The 19,595-nt window shown below is 73.3% G+C and carries 15 protein-coding genes; 12 read left to right on the top strand and 3 right to left on the bottom strand.

All coding sequences use genetic code 11. From position 1 onward, the window contains the following. Positions 1-25 precede the first annotated feature (25 nt). From IE265_RS19780 to IE265_RS19765, 4 genes are all read left to right on the top strand, one after another. Positions 26-625, top strand: a complete 600-nt coding sequence (locus IE265_RS19780) for a class I SAM-dependent methyltransferase (protein ID WP_190036951.1) — start codon at positions 26-28, stop codon at positions 623-625. 325 nt (positions 626-950) lie between these two features. Further along, entirely contained in the window at positions 951-1,259 is a 309-nt protein-coding gene (locus IE265_RS19775; RefSeq protein WP_190036993.1) for a hypothetical protein, read from the top strand. Positions 1,260-1,448: 189 nt separating this feature from the next. Further along, positions 1,449-2,411 carry a hypothetical protein gene (locus IE265_RS19770; protein WP_190036950.1) on the top strand — a complete coding sequence of 321 codons (963 nt, stop codon included), beginning with the start codon at positions 1,449-1,451 and terminating at the stop codon, positions 2,409-2,411. Positions 2,412-2,771: 360 nt separating this feature from the next. Next, entirely contained in the window at positions 2,772-4,148 is a 1,377-nt protein-coding gene (locus IE265_RS19765; RefSeq protein ID WP_190036949.1) for a tannase/feruloyl esterase family alpha/beta hydrolase, read from the top strand. A gap of 16 nt (positions 4,149-4,164) precedes the next feature. Here IE265_RS19765 and IE265_RS19760 read toward each other — a convergent pair whose 3' ends face one another. Further along, positions 4,165-4,347 carry a tail-anchor membrane protein gene (locus tag IE265_RS19760; RefSeq protein ID WP_190036948.1) on the bottom strand — a complete coding sequence of 61 codons (183 nt, stop codon included), beginning with the start codon at positions 4,345-4,347 and terminating at the stop codon, positions 4,165-4,167. Positions 4,348-4,838: 491 nt separating this feature from the next. Here IE265_RS19760 and IE265_RS19755 point away from each other — a divergent pair, with 491 nt between their 5' ends. The 3 genes from IE265_RS19755 to IE265_RS19745 all read left to right on the top strand — a co-directional run bounded on the left by IE265_RS19755 (position 4,839) and on the right by IE265_RS19745 (position 10,491). Then, on the top strand, positions 4,839-7,727 hold the full coding sequence (locus tag IE265_RS19755; RefSeq protein ID WP_229916300.1) for an SCO1167/SCO6262 family helicase: 2,889 nt from the start codon (positions 4,839-4,841) through the stop codon (positions 7,725-7,727). Then, complete coding sequence (locus IE265_RS19750) at positions 7,724-9,007, top strand: SWIM zinc finger family protein (protein WP_190036946.1); 1,284 nt, start codon at positions 7,724-7,726, stop codon at positions 9,005-9,007. Before IE265_RS19755 ends, IE265_RS19750 begins: the two co-directional genes overlap by 4 nt. A gap of 143 nt (positions 9,008-9,150) precedes the next feature. Beyond that, positions 9,151-10,491 carry an esterase-like activity of phytase family protein gene (locus IE265_RS19745; RefSeq protein ID WP_190036945.1) on the top strand — a complete coding sequence of 447 codons (1,341 nt, stop codon included), beginning with the start codon at positions 9,151-9,153 and terminating at the stop codon, positions 10,489-10,491. Between the two features lie 125 nt (positions 10,492-10,616). Here the strand turns inward: IE265_RS19745 and IE265_RS38445 are convergent, their stop codons facing one another. Together IE265_RS38445 and xylA are read right to left on the bottom strand one after the other, a co-directional pair. Then, complete coding sequence (locus tag IE265_RS38445; protein ID WP_229916299.1) at positions 10,617-11,234, bottom strand: hypothetical protein; 618 nt, start codon at positions 11,232-11,234, stop codon at positions 10,617-10,619. 423 nt (positions 11,235-11,657) lie between these two features. Continuing rightward, positions 11,658-12,824, bottom strand: a complete 1,167-nt coding sequence (gene xylA, locus IE265_RS19735; RefSeq protein ID WP_190036944.1) for a xylose isomerase — start codon at positions 12,822-12,824, stop codon at positions 11,658-11,660. Between the two features lie 189 nt (positions 12,825-13,013). On the opposite strand from xylA, the gene xylB reads away from it, so the two are divergent. From xylB to IE265_RS19710, 5 genes are all read left to right on the top strand, one after another. Further along, on the top strand, positions 13,014-14,459 hold the full coding sequence (gene xylB / locus IE265_RS19730) for a xylulokinase (RefSeq protein WP_190036943.1): 1,446 nt from the start codon (positions 13,014-13,016) through the stop codon (positions 14,457-14,459). Between the two features lie 118 nt (positions 14,460-14,577). Beyond that, on the top strand, positions 14,578-15,786 hold the full coding sequence (locus IE265_RS19725; RefSeq protein WP_190036942.1) for an ROK family transcriptional regulator: 1,209 nt from the start codon (positions 14,578-14,580) through the stop codon (positions 15,784-15,786). A gap of 463 nt (positions 15,787-16,249) precedes the next feature. After that, the gene (locus IE265_RS19720) at positions 16,250-17,263 is read left to right on the top strand and encodes an acetamidase/formamidase family protein (RefSeq protein WP_190036941.1); all 1,014 of its coding nucleotides are present in this window, start codon (positions 16,250-16,252) and stop codon (positions 17,261-17,263) included. Positions 17,264-17,355: 92 nt separating this feature from the next. Continuing rightward, entirely contained in the window at positions 17,356-17,967 is a 612-nt protein-coding gene (locus IE265_RS19715; protein ID WP_229916298.1) for an N-acetylmuramoyl-L-alanine amidase, read from the top strand. Positions 17,968-18,115: 148 nt separating this feature from the next. Then, a complete protein-coding gene (locus IE265_RS19710; protein WP_190036939.1) occupies positions 18,116-19,384 on the top strand; it encodes a GAF domain-containing protein in 1,269 nt (422 codons plus the stop codon). Positions 19,385-19,595 lie beyond the last annotated feature (211 nt).

The following is a 19,595-nucleotide window of genomic DNA, read 5'->3' as shown; positions in this document are numbered from 1 at the left end:
CGCCCCGTGCGGGATCATGCGGTGCATGAGTGACGACCACACGCAGGTCCAGGAGTTCTTCACGGCCCGCGCGGCGGCATGGGACGAACGCTTCCCCGACGACGGTCCGGCGTACGAGGCGGCCGTCTCCGAGCTCGGTCTGCGGACCGGCGACCGGGTGCTGGACGCGGGGTGCGGGACGGGGCGCGCCCTGCCGCCCCTCAGGGACGCCGTGGGGCCGTCGGGAGTGGTCCTGGGCGCGGATCTGACGCCGGCCATGCTGGCGGCGGCGGTCCGGGCGGGACGGCAACGGGCGGCGCACTTGCTGCTGGCCGACGTGGTGGGGTTGCCGCTGCGCACGGCCGCGCTGGACGCCGTCTTCGCGGCGGGGCTGATCGCGCACCTCCCGCGTCCGGGCGAGGACCTGCGGGAGTTGGCACGGGTCGTGCGGCCCGGTGGAACGCTGGCGCTCTTCCACCCGATCGGCCGGGCGGCCCTCGCGGCGCGCCAGGGCCGCCGGATCACCCCGGACGACCTGCGCGACGAGGCCAACCTCGGCCCGCTCCTGGCAGGCTCGGGCTGGCAGTTGACCTCGTACGCGGACGAGGACAGCCGGTTCCTCGCGCTGGCGGTCCGCGAGGGCTGAGCGGCCGAGCGGGCCGCGAGATCCGAGGGGACAGCCGGCAGCGAGGACGGGGGACCGAGCGGGTCGACCCGCCACGGGGGCCGAGGGGCCAAGGGGCCGAGCAGACTCACCGGCCACGATCCCCCGGGGAACCGAGCGGTCACCGGCGCCGCGCCGGACCTGCCTGCCGCCACCCGTGAGGACATCGACGAAGGAGGGGCGGGGGTGGCGATTTCGCGGCACACGCCCCCTTCTGGTGCCGAAGCTTCAACTCTACGTTGAATGACAGCAGTTGAACCGCGAGCGAGGACAACCGCACAGGGGGAAGGTGGTCCGCATGTCCGGCATGCCGGCAAGACTCCGCAAGTTCTTCTCACGTCCACGACCGTCCGGGGCCGGGGAGCAGGCGCCGCCCGCGCGAGAGCGGCCGCGCAAGCGCACGCACAACCTCTTCGAGGCGGCGGCCGCCTACGTGTCGGCCTGCGCCGAGGACGATCAGGACGCGATCGACGAGGCCGCGACCTGGGTGTCGCCCGAGGCGCTCTCGTTCGGCGTCAACGAGCTGGCGTGCCGTGCCGTCATCGCCCTCGCCAGGGAACGCGACGTGTCGCCCTCGACGGTGGCGCGCACCCTCCTCGGCCTCCCGGCGGCCTGAGCCGGGCGGCCCGGGACACGACCGGCTGACGCGACCAGGGCGGCGCGGCGGACGCTCCCCGGCGGCCTCGAGTTCGTTTCGCCCCTTTCCAGGAGGATAATCGCAGGTCCGTACGCGTTCAGGACCCGTGACAACCGCCGCGGGGGCGCATTAGGGTGCGCCGACAGATGTAGCGATGGGGAGGCTGGCATGGCCGGGACGGACGATGAGGCCGTGGCCACCGAGGACGACGACGCGCTGTACGTGCTGACGGCGGTGCTCTTGACGCCGGCGCAGTTCCCCAGCGTCCTGGGCGACGACTACCCGGAAGCGTGCGCGACGCTCGGTATCGCGCCGCTCTCCGACGGTTACGGCCTGGTGCTCGGCCAGGACGGGGACGGCGCGCGATGGACCGTGATCATCGACGACGTCTCCCTGGTCGCCGTGGCCATCGCCTCCTGGGACTGCGGCATGGAGTACGACCTGTCTCCCGACGACCGGACGATGGTCGCGGCCCTGCCCGGTTGGCCGCTCGCGCTGGCCGTCGCCGCGCCGGGGGTGCCCGCTCCCCACGACCCCTCGCCGGAGGTCGCGGACCAGGCTCCGCTGTCCCCGCCCGACACCTCGGGCTGGGGTCCGGCTCAGCGGCGCCTCGGCGCCGACGAGATCGCGCTCCAGTGGGCCGCGTGGCGTGAGCAGATCGACGACAAGGAGTTCGCGACCTCGAACACGGAGCGCTCCGAGCCCTCGGGATCGTCCGAAGCCCCGGATGCCTCGGAGCCCTCGGATTCAGGGGATGCCTCCGAGGGCTCAGCCGGCTCCGGGGGCTCGGGCTCGGCCGGGGCGTCGGACGAGAAGGCTCCGGTGACCGGTTCCGGCCAGGACGGGAGCGGCACGGGCGAGCCGCTCACCGGCGTCAAGCGCGTACTGGCCGAGGCGCGTGCCTATGTGGAGACGCCGCCCCCGCTGGGGCGCGTCCGCTCATCCTTCGCCCCGGGCGACGCCAGGATGCTGCGGGCCGACGGGCCGGGCTGGTCGATGGTCGCCAGGACCGACGACATCGCGTTCGTGCTGCTCGACGAGAAGCCGGGCGAGGTCCTCCCGATCGGCCGCGGCGCCGAGCTGCCCGGGCTGCTCGAAGCACTCGAGAAGATGGCCGTGCGCCCCAGTTAACCGGGGGGGGCGGTCGCACGGGCTGCCGGCGTTGCGGGCCGGGAGGCCGCCCGGCCGGGGTCGGGCAGCGCGCGGCCCTTCCGCCTTGGGCGTTGGTCCACGTCGGGCGGCAGGCACCGTCGCCGGACCCTACCCCCTCCCTCGCCGGGACGGGCAGGCCCGCGTTCCCGGCATGGCGTGACACGTACCGGCGTGTGGCGTGACACGTACGGGCGCGGGGCGCCGCGGTCCTCGGGCTGCGTCTTCGCACCCCATATCGCCGACGTCATCCATGTGTTGCGCGCCCATGGGCGGCGCGCGCCGGGAATCGCACGATGGGCAGCCACCAGTTCCCCCTCCCCGTTGCCCGGAGGCCCGGTCATGCGCCTGTCCCGAAGCGTCCCCCTGCTCGTCACCGCCCTGCTCTCGCTGGCCGTCGCGGGACCGGTCCCGGCCGGGGCCTCGTCCGGAGGTCAGGAGCGCTGTGCCCGGCAGGACCGGATACGGGTACCGGGGGCCGCGTTCCAGCAGAGCGCCTGCCTTCCCGACCTGACGACGTCCGCCCTGGCCGGCACCGCGTTCACGGACACGGCCGACCAGGCGGGGCTGACCGCCCGCGCCACCCGGAGCCCGTCGGGCGTGCCGGGCGTTCAGATCGACGGGTACTTCCCCGACCGGTCACGCTCGAACAGCACGCACGGATGGCGGCACGACGCCCAGTTCGTGATCCGCCTGCCCGAACGGTGGAACGGCGGGCTCGTGGTGACGGGCGCGCCGGGAACCCGCAAGCAGTACGCGACCGACGTGGCAATCTCCGACCATGTGCTGGCCCTGGGGTACGCGTACGCCGCCACCGACAAGGGCAACAACGGGCCCGACTTCTACCGCGACGGCACCCGGCCCGGTGACGCGGTCGCGGAGTGGAACAGCCGCACCACGCAACTCACCCGGGCCGCCCGCAAGGTGGTGGCGCAGCGCTACGGACAGGCGCCGCGCCGCACGTACATGACGGGCATCTCCAACGGGGGCTATCTGACGCGATGGCAGTTGGAGAACCGTCCCGAGCTGTACGACGGCGGCGTGGACTGGGAGGGGGCCCTCTGGACGGCGGACGGGCCCAGCCTCCTGACCTCGCTGCCCGCGGGTGTGGCCCGGGTCCTCGGCACGGCTCGCGACGAGGACCTGTACGCGGCAGGGTTCGCCCGCGGCTCCGAGTTCCTGTGGCCGTACCACGAGAAGGCCTACTGGGGGATCACGCAGAAGGTCTACCGGGCCGAGTTCGACCCTGCCTACGACCCCGGCTGTCCGGGCGCGAGCGCGGGCTCCACGACCGAGCAGATCCTCGCGCCCTGTGCCTCGGACGCCGCCTACGACTACGCGTCCCGGCCCGCCTCCGTGCACCGCGCGGTCGCTCGGGTCTCGCTGACGGGGCGGATCGGCAAACCCCTGATCACTTTGCACGGGGACCTCGACGCCCTGCTCCCGAAGGCCGTGGACTCCGATGTCTACGCGCGGATGGTGGCCGGCTCCGGACGCAAGGGGCTGCACCGCTACTACACGGTCGAGGGCGGCACGCACGTGGACGGGCTGTACGACTCGTTCCCGGAGCGGCTGCGTCCGATCCTGCCGTGCTACCGCTCGGCCTTCGCCGCGCTGACCGGGTGGGTGGAACGGGACACTCCGCCGCCCGCGGACCGTACCGTCGGCAGGCCCGCGAGTGGCGACGTGGTGAACTCGTGCGCTCTTGAAGGGAACTGATCGGCCCGGTACCGGATCAGCGGCCGATCTCCTTGCGGGTGACGCGGCGCAGCCTGCGCCGCTGCGAGGGGTCCAGCGTCATGTAGGCGGCGGTCGGGACTCCCAGGACGATCAGGAGTGCGGCCCACCAGGGCAGCCAGATCAGCAGGATGAGCCCGGCCGCCACACCCCCTGCGGCGATCTTCGCCTTCTTCGACATGTGCGTCGCCTCCTCCGCGGCAAAATGCCGCTCTCTGTGGGGAGAACGGGTCCGCGCTCCCGGCGGTTCCAGGTCACGACCCTGAGAGAACCCTGAGGCACACCCCTGCCCGACCCCGAGGAGCCGCTCGGCTCCCGCGACGGCCCCGCGCGCCGGACGGCTGGGAAATCGGGTTCCGTCCCCGCCACAGGGATACCCCTCCCGACGGCGGAACGTGCGCGCCGGGACGTCGGGATCCGCGTGCCGGACGTCGGGATCTGCGCGTCGGTGGTGCGTGCGGTGGCGCGGATGGCCAGGATGCCGGGAGACCTGGGAGACCCGGACGACCTGGGAGACCCGGGCGACCCGGGCGACCCGGGCGACGGAAATGCTCGGGATGCCGACAGCGCGCTACGCCCCGTGACGCCTTCGCCATGTGCGTCGGGCGTTCGACGTGCTGTACTCTCGGCGATCGCCCACCGGTAGTCAAACTTGAGGAATGCATCATACCCGTGCAGAGGATTCCTGCGGCAACTTCTTCCGAGATCTCCGAGCTGGCCCGCTGCTGCGCCGTCTTCACGCCCTCCGATCCGGCCCGTACGGGCCTCGTGGCCTTCTGGTCGCCGGATGGCGGGAGCCCTCCCGGCATCGGCTCGGGAAGCGTCGAGGAACTGACGGTCGCCCTGCCCGGCGAGGACGGCATCGAGCTGGTGCGCGTGCCCGCCGTCGTACTGCCGGTGCGGGCGGCGCTGCCGGTCCTCACGCGTGCGCGCGCTGCGGCGCACGCCCACGCTTCGACCGCCTTCTGGGGCGCGGCGGCGGTGCTCGCGCTGCAGCTCGCGGCACGGGGGCTGCTGCTGCCGGGGCTGAGCAGTGGCGACCACGACGCGTGGCGCGCGGGCCCCCTGACGTCGGACGACGTGCGGCGCGTCCGCGACCTGGCCGCCGCGATGCCGCCGCACGCCCACGCCGTACCGCTGGAGCCGGGGTCGTCGCACGCGCGCGCGGAGCCGTCGGATCCGGCGTCTCCGCGCCTGCCGGACCAGGAATGGCTCTTGAGGGCCTTCCTGGACGCGGTGGCCGACACGCTGCCCCGCTCCCCCGCCGCGGAACTCGCGGCGGGCGGTCCCGTCTTCGCCGCCACCGAGCCCCGCCGGGTGCCCGAGCACCGCGCGTGGGCCGCCGACGTGGCGGCGGGACACGACGCGGGCGTGCGGATCTCGCTGCGGGTCGAGGTGCCGGGTCTCGCCTCGGCGGAGTCGGACGAGACGCCGTTGCCGTTCCGTGCGGTGGTGCAGGTGCACAGCGTCAGCGACCCCGCCCTGCTGGCGGACGCCGCCGAGGTGTGGGGCGGCAGGAGCACGGCGTTCGGCCCGCGCGCGCGGATGGACGCCCTGCTGGCGCTGCGGCGGGCCGCACGGGCCTGGCCCCCGCTCGCCCCGCTCCTCTCGGCGGCCGTGCCCGACGCCGTCGAACTCGCCGACGAGGAGGTCACCGAACTGCTCGGTGAGGGGGCCCGACTGCTCGCCGCCGCCGGAGTGGCGGTGCACTGGCCCAGGGAACTGGCCCGCGAGCTGACGACCGGCGCGGTCATCGGTCCGGCCGAGGCCGAGGAGAGCGCCGGCAGGCTGTCGTCGGACGCGCCCTCGTTCCTGTCCGCCGACGCGCTGCTGGCCTTCGACTGGTGGTTCGCGCTCGGCGATCAGCGGCTGACACGGCAGGAGCTCGACCGGCTCGCCGAGGCCAACCGGCCCATCGTGCGGCTGCGCGACCAGTGGGTGCTCGTCGACCCGCGGGAGGTACGGCGCGCCCGTGCCCAGCAGGACCGCAAACTGTCCCCCGTCGACGCGCTGAGCGCCGTTCTGACCGGTTCCGCGGAGGTCGACGGCCGTCGGGTCGACGTCCGTCCCACCGGATGGCTGGCGACACTGCGGGACAGCCTGTCCGATCCGGAGGGCCACGAGCCGGTCGGTCAGCCCGCAGGGCTGGATGCGACGCTGCGCGACTACCAGCTCCGCGGACTCGACTGGCTCGCCCGCATGACGTCGCTGGGACTGGGCTGCTGCCTCGCCGACGACATGGGCCTGGGCAAGACGATCACGCTGATCGCGCTGCATCTGCACCGGCAGACCGACGAGTCGGCCGCCGGGCCCACACTTGTCGTCTGCCCGACATCCCTGATGGGCAACTGGCAGCGGGAGATCGAGAGGTTCGCCCCGGGTACTGCGGTGCGCCGCTTCCACGGCGCGCGGCGGAGCCTGGAAGGGCTGGCCGACGGCGAGTTCGTCCTCACGACCTACGGGACGATGCGGCTCGACTCGGCACGGCTCGCCGAGGCGTCGTGGGGCATGGTCGTCGCGGACGAGGCGCAGCACGTGAAGAACCCGTACTCGGACACGGCCCGCCGGCTGCGGACGATCGGGGCACGCGCGCGCGTGGCGCTCACCGGGACCCCCGTGGAGAACAATCTCTCCGAGCTGTGGGCGATTCTCGACTGGACGACTCCCGGCCTGCTCGGTCGTCTCGGCACCTTCCGCACGCGGTACGCGCAGGCGGTCGAAGGGGGCCGGGAGCCGGGAGCCGCGGACCGGCTCGCCCGGCTGGTGAGGCCGTTCCTCCTGCGGCGCCGCAAGTCCGACCCCGGCATCGCACCCGAGCTGCCGCCGAAGACGGAGACCGACCGTGCCGTGTTCCTCACCAAGGAGCAGGCCGGCCTGTACGAGGCGGTGGTGCGCGAGACCCTCGCGGAGATCTCCGCGGCCGACAGCATGGCCCGGCGCGGACTGATCGTGAAGCTGCTGACGGGCCTGAAGCAGATCTGCAACCACCCGGCGCAGTTCCTCAAGGAGGACCGACCGACGATCGCGGGCCGCTCCGGGAAGCTGGAGCTGCTGGACGAGTTGCTCGACACCATCCTCTCCGAGGGCGCGGCGGTCCTGGTCTTCACGCAGTACGTGCAGATGGCGCGGCTCATCGAACGGCATCTGCACGCGCGCGGTGTGCACACTCAGTTCCTGCACGGAGGGACGCCCGTCTCCGAACGGGACGCCATGGTGCAGCGTTTCCAGGACGGTGAGGTGCCCGTGTTCCTGCTGTCGCTGAAGGCCGCGGGCACGGGGCTGAACCTGACCCGCGCGGAGCATGTCGTGCACTACGACCGCTGGTGGAACCCCGCCGTCGAGGCGCAGGCCACGGACCGGGCGTACCGCATCGGCCAGACCAGGCCGGTGCAGGTGCACCGGCTGATCGCCGAGGGGACGATCGAGGACCGCATCGCGGACATGCTGACGCGCAAGCGCGAGCTGGCGGACGCGGTGCTCGGCGCCGGGGAGTCCGCCCTGACGGAGCTGACCGACACCGAACTCGCCGAGCTGGTGGAACTTCGAGAGGGCACCCGATGAGCGACTCGTACGAAAGTGGCCCGGAGCGTACGTTCGCCGCGCTGCCGGCCGCACGCGCAGGAGGGTTCGCGCAGACCTGGTGGGGGCGTGCCTGGCTGACGGCGCTGGAGGACGCCGCGATGGACTCGGAGCAGGTGAAGTCGGGCCGTCGGCTCGCGCGCGCGGGCGCCGTGGGCGCGGTGTCGGTGCGTCCCGGCCGTGTCACCGCGGTCGTCCGGGACCGTGACGGCACCTCGCACCGCGCGGACGTCCTGCTCCAGGAGCTGTCCGGGGTGCAGTGGGACAGGTTCCTGGACATGGCCGTGGAACGGGCCGGGCACATCGCGGCGCTGCTCGACCGCGACATGCCGCCGCACCTCGTCGAGGACGCGGCGGCAGCCGGGGTCGAACTCCTGCCGGGCATGGGCGATCTGGAGGCGGAGTGCGACTGCGGCGCCTGGGACCACTGCGGTCATACGGCCGCGCTGTGCTATCAGCTGGCGCGTCTGCTCGACCAGGACCCGTTCGTGCTGCTGCTCCTGCGGGGCCGCTCCGAACGTGATCTCGTCCGGGAGCTCCAGGCGCGCAGCGAACTCCCGTCGGGCACGCCCGAGGAGGGGGAACCGGAGGAGGGGGAGCCTGAGCCCGAGGGCGTGGACGCCGCCGAGGCCTACGCTGACGGAACGATCCTGCCGCCGCTGCCGCCCGTTCCGGAGGTGCCCGCGGAGGCGGGCCTGCCGCCGTCGCTGGACACGGAGCGCGATCCGGCTCCCGGAGTCGACCCGGACGCCCTGGAGTTCCTGGCGGCGCAGGCCGCCCGGGAGGCGCGCCGGCTGCTCGTCGAGGCGCTGGGGACCGGCCATGCGCAGCACTCCCCGGAAGCCCCTTTGACGCTGGGCCAGGACGCTGTCCGGTTGGCGTCGGGAGGCCCCGACACCTCGGTCTCCCGACGGCTCGCGGAGGGTTCGGGGCGCGACCGTGAGGGGCTGGCCCTGGCCGTGCGCGCGTGGGAGTACGGGGGCCGGGCCGGTCTGACCGTACTGGAGGACGTCGTTCCGCTCGGGGCGGAGACGCTCGCACGCGCGCGTGCGGCGCTGGCGTCGGCCTGGGAGGACGACGAGCGCCCTGAGCTGCGTGCCTCGCACAACAGTTGGACGGTGGTCGGCGGGCGGACGCAGTTGCGCCTGGGCCCGGACGGCCTCTGGTGGCCCTACCGCAAGGAGCACGGACGTTGGACGCCCGCCGGTCCCGCGTCCCAGGACCCGGCGACGGCACTGGCGTCGGCCGGACCGCAGGAGTGAGAGCGCGGGCACGGACGTCCGGGACGGAACCGCCGCCGACCGGATGACACGTGGACGCCGTGCGTTCACCCGCCGGTCGCACGGCGTTCGGGGCGGGGGCGAACTCTGGCCGCTGTCATCGCACTTGTGCCCGAGGAGGCCCCATGTCCCCGTACGCCGCAGGCCGGCGCCGTGTCCACCGTTCCGTCGCCGCGGGTGTGCCGCTCGCCCTGCTGGCCGCCCTGTCGGTGGCGGGCACGGCGGTCGGCGCGCCCTCGGGGGAGGCGCGGGTCACGGGCTCCGCGACGCTCGGCGACATCCCGCTCGGCGCGTTCAGCAACGCGCTGCTGCCCGGAACGGTGGGCGACGACCGGGGCGTGGACCTCGGCGGCATCGGCAGCGACATCTACCCGGCGGGCCGCAAGGGCGAGTTCTGGACCGTCACCGACCGCGGGCCCAACGGCCAGATCAAGGTCGACGGCACGAAGCGCCGCACGTTCCCCGTGCCCGGATTCGACCCGGCGATCGTACGGATCCGGGTGTCCGGCAAGACCGTGAAGGTGCTGGACGCGATTCCGCTCACCACGTCCTCGGGCAGGGCGGTCACCGGACTGTCCAACCAGCGGGGGCGCGACGAGGCACCGTACGGGCACGACGCGAGGACGCCGCTCGCGTACGACCCGAACGGCGTCGACGCAGAGGGCATCGTGCGCGCGAAGGACGGCACCTTCTGGCTCGTGGACGAGTACGGGCCCTCGCTGCTCCACGTCTCCGCGCGCGGGAGGGTGCTCACCCGGTACGTGCCCGAGGGGCTGAACCTCGAGGGCGCGGGCTACCCGGTGGTGGAGGCGCTGCCGGGCGTGCTTCTGCACCGGAAGGTCAACCGGGGCTTCGAGGGGCTCGCGCTGCTCCCGGGCGGGGACCTGGTGATGGCCGTGCAGAGTCCGCTGTCCCTGCCGGACACGGACGCCGGTGAGGCCTCGCTGACCACCCGCATCCTGCGCTTCTCGACGAAGAAGCGTGCCGTGACCGCGGAGTACGCCTACCGGTTCGACCCGGTGGGCGTCGTCGACCCGGGCGAGGACGACCCGTCGGAGCTGAAGATCTCGTCGGTGGTGGCCGTCGGCCACGACCGGCTGCTCGTCGAGGAGCGCACCGACCGGGCGGCGCGGCTGCAGGTCGTGAGGCTGACCCGCGGGGCCGACATCCTCGGTGACCGGTGGGACGACGACACCGCGTCGCCGTCCCTCGAGGAACTGGCCGACCCGGCGGCCTCCGGCGTCCCGGTGCTGCGCAAGCGGCTCGTCGTCGACCTCGGCGAGGTGGCGGGGGTGCCCGGCAAGATCGAGGGCGTCGCGCGCGTGGACCACGACACACTCGCGCTGATCAACGACAACGACTTCGGCATGACGGACGGAGCGGGGGCCTTCGACGCCCAGGGGCGCCTCGTCGACAGCGGGATCGAGACGACCGTCGTCCACGTGAGGCTGCCGCACGGAATCTGATCCCGCCGGCACTCCGATCCCGCCGGAACCCCGACGCTCGCGCCACAGCCGCACCGACGCGGTCCCGATGTGCGCGCACCGACGAGCCCCACGCGCGCGTCGCCCGAACGGCACGCGCGCGTGGCTCACTTCAGCGGACCGGTGAGCTGCCGACTGCCGCCCCCGACGTCACCGGAGAGGCTGCAGGCGACCTTGTCGATGCCGACGCCGAAACCTGTGGGGTCGGGGTACTGCACGAGGGTGCCGCGCACGGTGCCCGCGGGCTGCTGGGCCGCCTTGCTGTCCAGGGGCTTCTTGCAGAGGGCCGACGCCGCCTTCTTGAGGGCGGCGTCGGTCTTGTGGTCGCCCTCGAGTTCGACCACCTTCACGACTTCGGCGTCGTGCGCGGCCTCGCACGAGCGCTTCGCTGCCTGACCGGGCCTTCGGTCGTCGATGTCGAAGCAGTCACCGGTCCGGAGCATGTAGTAGGGCACCTCGTCGCTCGCGAGGGACGGGAGCAGCGACTCCAGGTCGGTCGGCAGACCGCTGGGCAGGTTGGACGGCACACCGCTGGGCAGGGACGGCAGGCCGGAGGGCAGCTCGGTCGGGAGTTCCGTCGGCAGCTCCGACGGGATGTCGAGCGACGGCGTCGGCAGGCCTCCCGGAATCGAACTGGTCCCGGAGGGGGACTTGTCGTCGGGTGAGCCCTCGTCGCCGGTGGCCACCAGGACGATCGCGGCGACGACGCCCAGCGCGACGAGCACGGCGAGCAGGAGGAAGAGCCGGCGGCGGCGCCCCGGGCCTCCCGGAGGTCCGGGAGGCGGTGGCGTCGGGCCGCCGCCGTGCCAAGGAGGGCCGTCCCCTCCGGGCGGAGGACCGTATCCCCCGGGCGGGGATCCGAAGCCTCCGGTGGGCGGGCCGAACCCGCCGCCGCCCGAAGGCGGCATGCGGTCCGGCGGGAGAGGCGGCAGGGGCGGTAACGGGGGCGTGGCCATACCGTCAAGAGTCGCCTCGAACCGGTCACGAAGCGACCCCCGCGCGGAACTTGATGCGGACTCAGGGCGTGGACCCCACGATTCCGCCGAATTCCGCGCAGGGGTCGCGGCGACCGCGGACCGGCCGTCCCTCCCCTCCCGGGCCGACCGCTCCACCCGTCCGGGACCGGCCGCCCCCTTCCGGGTCGAATGTCAGCCCCGGGCACCCAGCAGGTGGTCCATGGCCAGCTGGTCGAGGTGCTCGAAGGCCATCCCGCGCGCTGCGGCGGCCTCCACGTCGAACTCCTCGAAGGCACCGCGGTCCGCGAGCAGCGACTGCAGGCCGTCGCCGGCGGTCGGCTGCGCCAGCTCGTCGAGACGCGAGGCGCGCAGGGCCTCCTGGACCTCGGGGTCGGCCCGGAAGGCCGCCGCGCGCTCGCGCAGGATGAGGTAGTTGCGCATGCAGCCGGCGGCCGACGCCCACACGCCGTCGAAGTCCTCGGTGCGCGGCGGCTTGAAGTCGAAGTGCCTGGGACCCGCGTAACCGGCGGTCTCCAGGAGGTCGACGAGCCAGAACGCGGACCGCAGATCGCCCGCTCCGAAGCGCAGGTCCTGGTCGTACTTGATGCCGGACTGGCCGTTCAGGTCGATGTGGAAGAGCTTGTCGGCCCACAGCGCCTGGGCGATGCCGTGCGGGAAGTTCAGTCCGGCCATCTGCTCGTGGCCGACCTCGGGGTTGACCCCGAACAGCTCGGGCCGCTCCAGCCGCTCGATGAACGCCAGCGCGTGGCCAACGGTCGGCAGCAGGATGTCGCCGCGCGGCTCGTTCGGCTTGGGCTCGATGGCGAACCGCAGGTCGTACCCCTGCTCGGTCACGTACTCGCCGAGGAGGTCGAAGGCCTCCTTCATCCGGTCGAGTGCGACGCGTACGTCCTTGGCTGCGCCGGACTCCGCGCCCTCGCGCCCGCCCCAGGCGACGTAGACCTGCGCGCCGAGCTCGACCGCGAGGTCGACGTTGCGGATCGTCTTGCGCAGCGCGTAGCGGCGTACGTCCCGGTCGTTCGCCGTGAAGGCGCCGTCCTTGAAGACGGGGTGCGTGAAGAGGTTCGTGGTGGCCATGGGGACGGTCATGCCGGTCGCGTCCAGGGCCTGGCGGAAGCGCTTGATGTGCGACTCGCGCTCGGTGTCCGAGGACCCGAACGGGATCAGGTCGTCGTCGTGGAAGGTGACGCCGTGGGCGCCGAGCTCCGACAGGCGCTTGACCGACTCGACCGGGTCCAGGGCGGCCCGCGTGGCGTCGCCGAACGGGTCCCTTCCCTGCCAGCCGACGGTCCACAGGCCGAAGGTGAACCTGTCCTCGGGGGTGGGCTGGTAGTTCATGCCGCGGCTCCTTGCTTGCTCCGACTATTTCGTCATGGCGCTTAACAAATTAGTATGCCAAGGCATCCCTGGGAAGGGACAAGATGTCCCCGAGCAGGAACGAAGAGTGGGATCCGCGCCGCGTCCGGGCGGGTAGAACGAGAAAACACCAGGTCAGAACCCGCGGAGCCGCGGAAGAGGGAGAGCTCGATGTCAGCAGCCGAGGGTCCGCTCGTCGTCGGCGTGGACACGTCCACACAGTCCACCAAGGTCCTGGTGGTGGACGCCGCCACCGGAGAGGTGGTCGCCAGGGGCCAGGCTCCGCACACCGTCTCCACGGGAGCCGGCCGCGAGAGCGACCCCCGCCAGTGGTGGGAGGCGCTCAGCGAGGCCCTGCACCAGTGCGGCGACGCCGCACGGGAGGCCGCGGCGGTGTCCGTCGGCGGCCAGCAGCACGGCCTCGTCACCCTCGACGACCGGGGCGCCCCGGTACGCCCCGCCCTGCTGTGGAACGACGTGCGCTCCGCTCCCCAGGCCAGACGGCTGGTCGAGGAGCTGGGCGGAGCCAAGGCCTGGGCCGAACGCACCGGCATCGTCCCCGCGGCATCCTTCACGGTCACCAAATGGGCGTGGCTCGCCGAACACGAACCCGAGTCCGTCCGCGCCACCGCCGCCGTACGGCTGCCCCACGACTACCTCACCGAACGCCTCACCGGCCTGGGCACGACCGACCGCGGCGACGCCTCCGGCACCGGCTGGTGGGCGTCCGGCACGGAGACCTACGACGAGGCGATCCTCGCCCACGTGGGCCTCGACCCCGCCCTCCTGCCCCGCGTCGGCCGCCCCGGCGAGGTCGTCGGAACCGTCCGCGACAACGGCGAACTGCCCTTCTCCAAGGGCACCCTCGTCGCTCCCGGCACCGGCGACAACGCCGCCGCCGCCCTGGGCCTCGGACTGCTCCCCGGCACACCGGTACTCAGCCTCGGCACGTCCGGCACGGTGTACGCCGTCTCGACCCGCCGCCCCTCGGACCCCACCGGCACGGTCGCCGGCTTCGCCGACGCGCGCGGCGACTGGCTGCCCCTGGCCTGCACACTGAACTGCACGCTCGCCGTGGACCGCGTCGCCGCGCTGCTCGGCATCGACCGGGAGGCCGTCGAACCGGGCACGAGCGTGACCCTGCTGCCCTACCTGGACGGCGAACGCACACCCGACCTGCCGCGCGCCTCGGGCCTGCTGCACGGCCTGCGCCACGACACGACACCGGGACAACTGCTCCAGGCCGCGTACGACGGCGCCGTGCACTCCCTCCTCGGCGCCCTCGACCTGGTACTGGACGAGGACGCGGACCGTTCCGCGCCCCTGCTGCTCATCGGCGGCGGCGCCCGCGGCAGGGCCTGGCAGGAGACCGTACGCCGACTGTCGGGACGGCCCGTCCAGGTCCCCGAGGCCGGAGAACTGGTGGCGCTCGGCGCCGCGGCACAGGCCGCCGGCGTCCTGACCGGCGAGGACCCCGCGGCGGTGGCCCGGCGCTGGAACACGGCACGCGGCCCCGTCCTCGAAGCCGTCGAGCGGGACGACACGGCGCTCGCCCGGATCGCCGGGGTACTCTCCGACGCGGCCCCGCTCCTGGAGCGGGAGACCGATCAGCACTGACGCCCGGCAACCCCGTGGCGGGAGCCGGCCGACGCCGGCGGCACCCGCCACGGGAGGTGCCGGACCGCACGGACAGGCAGCCCCCGAGGGGAGCGGCCGGACGAGGACTGACGGAGGCATGACCGCACCGCTGCACGAGGCCCATCCCAGCAGTCCCGGCCGGCGCCTGCCCGACACCCAGCAGGGCATGCGGCGCCGCAACCTCTCCCGCGTGATGCACACCGTGAACGCCGAGGGACCCCTGTCCCGGGCCGCCGTGGCCTCACGCATCGGGCTGACACGGGCGGCCGTCTCCACCCTCGTCGACGAACTGATCCGTACGGGGCTCCTCGACGAGCTGGGCCCCGAACGCCCGGGACGCGTCGGGCGGCCCGGCTCCGCACTCGCCCTCAGCGGGCGCGGCCCTGCGGGAATCGGCGCCGAGGTCGGAGTCGACCACCTCGCCGTCTGCGCGGTCGACCTGCGCGGCAAGGTACGTGCCCGCGCGATACGGCACGGCGTGAACCGGGGCCGGTCCCCCGAGCCCGTGCTGCGCGAACTCGGCGCACTGGTACGGCAGGTGGTCGCCGAGGCCGAACGCGAGGAGCTGTGGCCCGCCGGACTCGCCGTCGCCGTCCCCGGACTCGTGGCACGCGACGCGCGGACCGTGGTGCGCGCCCCCAACCTCGACTGGCACGACACGGACCTCGGCACCCTGCTGCCCGACGTGCTCCCGCTGACCGTCGACAACGAGGCCAACTTCGGCGGCCTGGCCGAACTGTGGCTCAACGAGCAGGCGCCACGCGACTTCCTGCACGTGTCCGCCGAGATCGGCATCGGCGGAGCCGTGGTCGTGGACGGGCGCCTGCTGCGCGGCACCCGCGGCTTCGCCGGCGAACTCGGTCACGTACCGGTCCGCCCGGAAGGACCCGACTGCGCGTGCGGGAGCCGCGGCTGCCTGGAGCAGTACGCCGGTGAGGAGGCGGTCCTTCGCGCCGCCGGTCTGGAACCGGGCGGGGACCGCGTCGGGCTGCTGGCCGAACGCGCCGCGGAGGGCGACCAGAACGTGCGGCGGGCCCTGCGGGACGCCGGAACCGCCCTCGGCATCGCCCTGACGGGCGCCGTCAACCTGCTCGACCCGGAGACCGTGGTCCTCGGGGGCGCGCTCTCGGGGCTGGCGCCCTGGCTGCTGCCGTCGCTGGAAGGGGAACTGGCGCGCAGGGCGGCGGGGCCCGCGTGCGCGGTGTCCGTCTCCAAGCTCGGCTCCGAGGGTCCCCTGCTGGGCGCGGCCCACTCGGTCGTACGGGCCGTACTGGACGATCCGGCGGCGGTGGGGGATCGCGCGTAGGGCGTCCACGGGTCCGGGCGTCGGCCGTTTCGGGGCGGGGGCCTGGCGCTGGCCGTTCGGGGCGGGGGCACGGGCCCCGGCGCAGGCCGTTCGGGGCGGAGCATGGGCCTGGCGCTGGCCGTTTCGGAGCGGGAGTACGGCCCAGCGGGAGCCGTTCGGGGCGGGAGTACGGGCCCGGCGCAGGCCCGTTCCGGTCAGGGACGCGCGCCCTTCGGGCAGTCAATCACCCGTGCGGGTGGCCGAGTTGTCCACAGTCGGCCCGCTGTCCACCAACCGAGGCGGCCCCCTCCTCCGCAACCCGCAGGCGTCGTACCTTGATTCACACGAGGCGCCGCCGCAAGACCCACAGGGCGGCGCACAGTCGGGGGAACCGGGGGACGACCGTCACTTCTCTCAGTCCACCCCGCTCTTCTCCAGGACAGGAATCCGTCACCCAGCCTTTGGCAGATCGGAGCCGTGCACGATGAGCGACCCGCGCATCCTGACCGTTCGTCCCGAGCCGGGCGAGTACGCGTGGACCTTCGGCGGCGCGCCGCCCGTGGCGCGCATCGCACCGGGCACGGTCCTCGACCTCTACACCGAGGACTGCTTCGCCGGCCGGGTCCGATCGGAGAAGGACCTGGTCTCCGAGGTCTGTGAGTTCCCGTTCCTCAACCCGCAGACGGGACCCTTCCATGTGGAGGGAGCGGAGCCGGGTGACACGGTCGCGGTGCACTTCGTCTCCATCGAACCGGCACGGGACTGGGCCGCGTCGACGACGGTCCCGCTGTTCGGCGCACTCACCTCCACTCCGTCCACGGCCACCCTTCAGCCGGCGCTGCCAGAGACCGTGTGGATCTGGCAGTTGGACCGCGTCCGCCGCACCGCGCTGTTCAGCGCACGCGACAGCGACATCAGCATCGAACTGCCCATGGACCCGATGCACGGAACCGTCGGTGTGGCGCCCGCCCATCTGGAAGTGCGCTCCGCCCTGGTACCGGACGCGCACGGCGGGAACATGGACACGCCCGAGATGCGCGCCGGCGTCACCTGCTATCTCGGCGTGAACGTCGACGGCGCCCTGCTGAGCCTCGGCGACGGACACGCGCGGCAGGGTGAGGGCGAGACGTGCGGAGTCGCCGTCGAGTGCGCGATGAACACCGTGGTGATCGTCGAACTCCTCAAGGGAGTCGCCACACCGTGGCCACGGATCGAGTCCGACACCCACATCATCTCGACCGGCTCGGCACGGCCCCTGGAGGACGCGTTCCGAATATCCCAACTCGACCTGGTGCGGTGGCTGGTGCGCGACTACGGGTTCAGCGAGTTGGACGCGTACCAGTTCGCCACGCAGGCCGTCGAGTCGCCATTGGCCAATGTCTGCGACGCCAATTACACATGCGTGGCCAAGCTCCGGAAGGAGTGGCTCCCCGAGCGGGAGACGCACCGGGGACTGCACGCCCGCTTGCGCGAGACCGCAGCGGCACTGGGCCTCTGAACCGCCGACGACGGCACAGCGCACCCGCCCGCACCAAGATGACGCCACTGGGCCCAAGAACGACCATCGCACCGAGCCGAGAGGCACCTCCCGTGGACCGAGCGAAACTCCTGCCCCAAGCCCTCCCCAGCAGGCGGCGCCTGCTGCAGAGCACCGCCCTCGCCACACTGGCCACGGCCCTGCTTCCCAGCACCCGGGCGGGCGCGAAGCCCCAGGGATTCGACTACCCGCCGTCCGAGTGGTCCCCCGCGCACACCTCCAACTACACGGTGGCCGACCGCCCGACGAGCCATCCCGTCGACTTCGTGATCGTCCACGTGACCCAGGCGACCTACGCCAACACCCTGGGCATCTTCCAGAACCCGAAGAAGCAGGTGTCCGCCCACTACGTCGTCCGGTCGTCCGACGGCCATATCGCGCAGATGGTGCGGGAGCGGGACATCGCCTGGCACGCGGGCAACTGGGACTACAACACGCGCAGCATCGGAATCGAGCACGAGGGCTGGGTGGACAGACCCGCGTACTTCACCGACGTCCTGTACGAAAAGTCGGCCAGGCTCACGGCGGCGATCTGCGACAGGTACGGGGTCCCGAGGGACCGATCGCACATCCTCGCCCACTACGAGGTCCCGGGCAGCGACCACACCGATCCAGGGCCCCATTGGAACTGGACCCGCTATATGAGGCTGGTCGCCGCCGCCTGACACCCGCAGGGAACAGAGAAGGGGCGCGAGAAGGAGGGAGGAGGGAGGGCGCCCCGGGCACCGAGCGGACGAGGTCGTCCGATCGCTTGTCCACGCCGGCCGGCGGCGTGACGATGTCCCCAACCGCATCACGTCCGGGGAGGCCGACTTGACCGATCCATGGGTTGCCCTCGAACCGGGGGCCGACCCCCTTGAGCGAATGCGTCTGCTGCGCCGGGCCCACGAGACGTTCACGGAGGCGGGCACGGTGTCGCGTCCGGTGCGGTCCGTGGTGGCCGACTCATGGCGGCGCTCGGCGCGGGCCGGAGTGGGACCGGACGGCACGGCCCGGGTCGAACTCAGCGACGGGGACCTCGGGTCCTACCGGGCGGAGCACCCACTGGCCCGGGTGATGCCGCTGTTCCGTGAGCTGATGGGCACGTTCGCCGCGGACGGCGAACACCTGCTGGCGGTGTGCGACGCGCAGGGCAGGCTCCTGTGGGTCGAGGGCCACGCCGCCGCTCGCCGCCGGGCCGACGGCATGAACTTCGTACCAGGCGCGCGATGGGCGGAGTCGGCGGTGGGCACCAACGCCCCGGGAACGGCGGTGGCGCTCGACCGGCCGGTGCAGGTGTTCGCGACGGAGCACTTCATACGTGAGGTCCAGCCGTGGACCTGCGCGGCGGCTCCCGTGCACGATCCGCGGACCGGACGGCTCCTCGGGGCGATCGACATCACAGGCGGGGACGGACTGGCGCACCCGCACAGCCTGGCGTTCGTGCAGGCCGTGGCGCGGGCGGCCGAGTCCCAGTTGGCGCTGCTCGCCCCCGCTGCCGAGAGCGCGGAAGCGTTCGCGCTCACCGCGCTCGGCCGCGACGAGGCGCTGCTCGTGGCGGGAGGCCGCTCGACGCGGCTGAGCCGCAGGCACAGCGAGATCCTGGTGCTGCTCGCCGCACACCCGGAAGGGCTGACCGGCGACGAGCTGCTCTGCGCGCTGTACGAGGACGAGTCGGTGACACCGGTGACCCTGCGTGCGGAACTCGCCCGGCTTAGGCGCCTCCTCGGTTCGGGGGTGCTTGGTTCACGGCCCTACCGGCTGCTGGCGCCGGTCGAGTCGGACGCGGCGGTCGTCGAGCGGAAGCTGGCCGTCGGCGCGGTCACGGCGGCGGTGTCGACGTACGGAGGTCCGCTGCTGCCGGGTTCACAGGCCCCGGCGGTGGTTCGGATGCGCCGCCGGCTCGCGGACGGGCTGCGCGCCGCGCTCGTATCAGGCCGGGACCCCGACCTGCTGGCGGACTGGGCGCGGGCGCCATGGGGCGAGGACGACCTCGACGTGTGGCAGGCACTGGCGGCGGTACGTCCGACGGCCCCGGTCCGGGCGCGCCTCGCAGGTCTGGAGGCCGAGCAGTCCGTACCCCCGGGCCGGAGGCCGCGCTGACGACGGGCCCAGGGCCAGGGTGACGGCCAGGCCGGGAGCGGGGTCGGGGGGCGGGGCCGGGAGGGGTGGGAGGGGGCGGGGGGCGGCCCCCCCCCAGGGGGAACGAACGACAACCGAATCCGGATGCCCCCAAGCACCCCCACTCCCCCAGCTCGCCCCCTCCTCCGCCCCACCACCCCCACTCTCGCCACCCCACACGCCACACCACGCG

Origin of the sequence: Streptomyces fructofermentans, from assembly GCF_014651055.1 — a bacterium.
GTDB lineage: Bacteria > Actinomycetota > Actinomycetes > Streptomycetales > Streptomycetaceae > Streptomyces > Streptomyces fructofermentans.
This window is presented reverse-complemented; position numbering and strand designations above follow the sequence as displayed.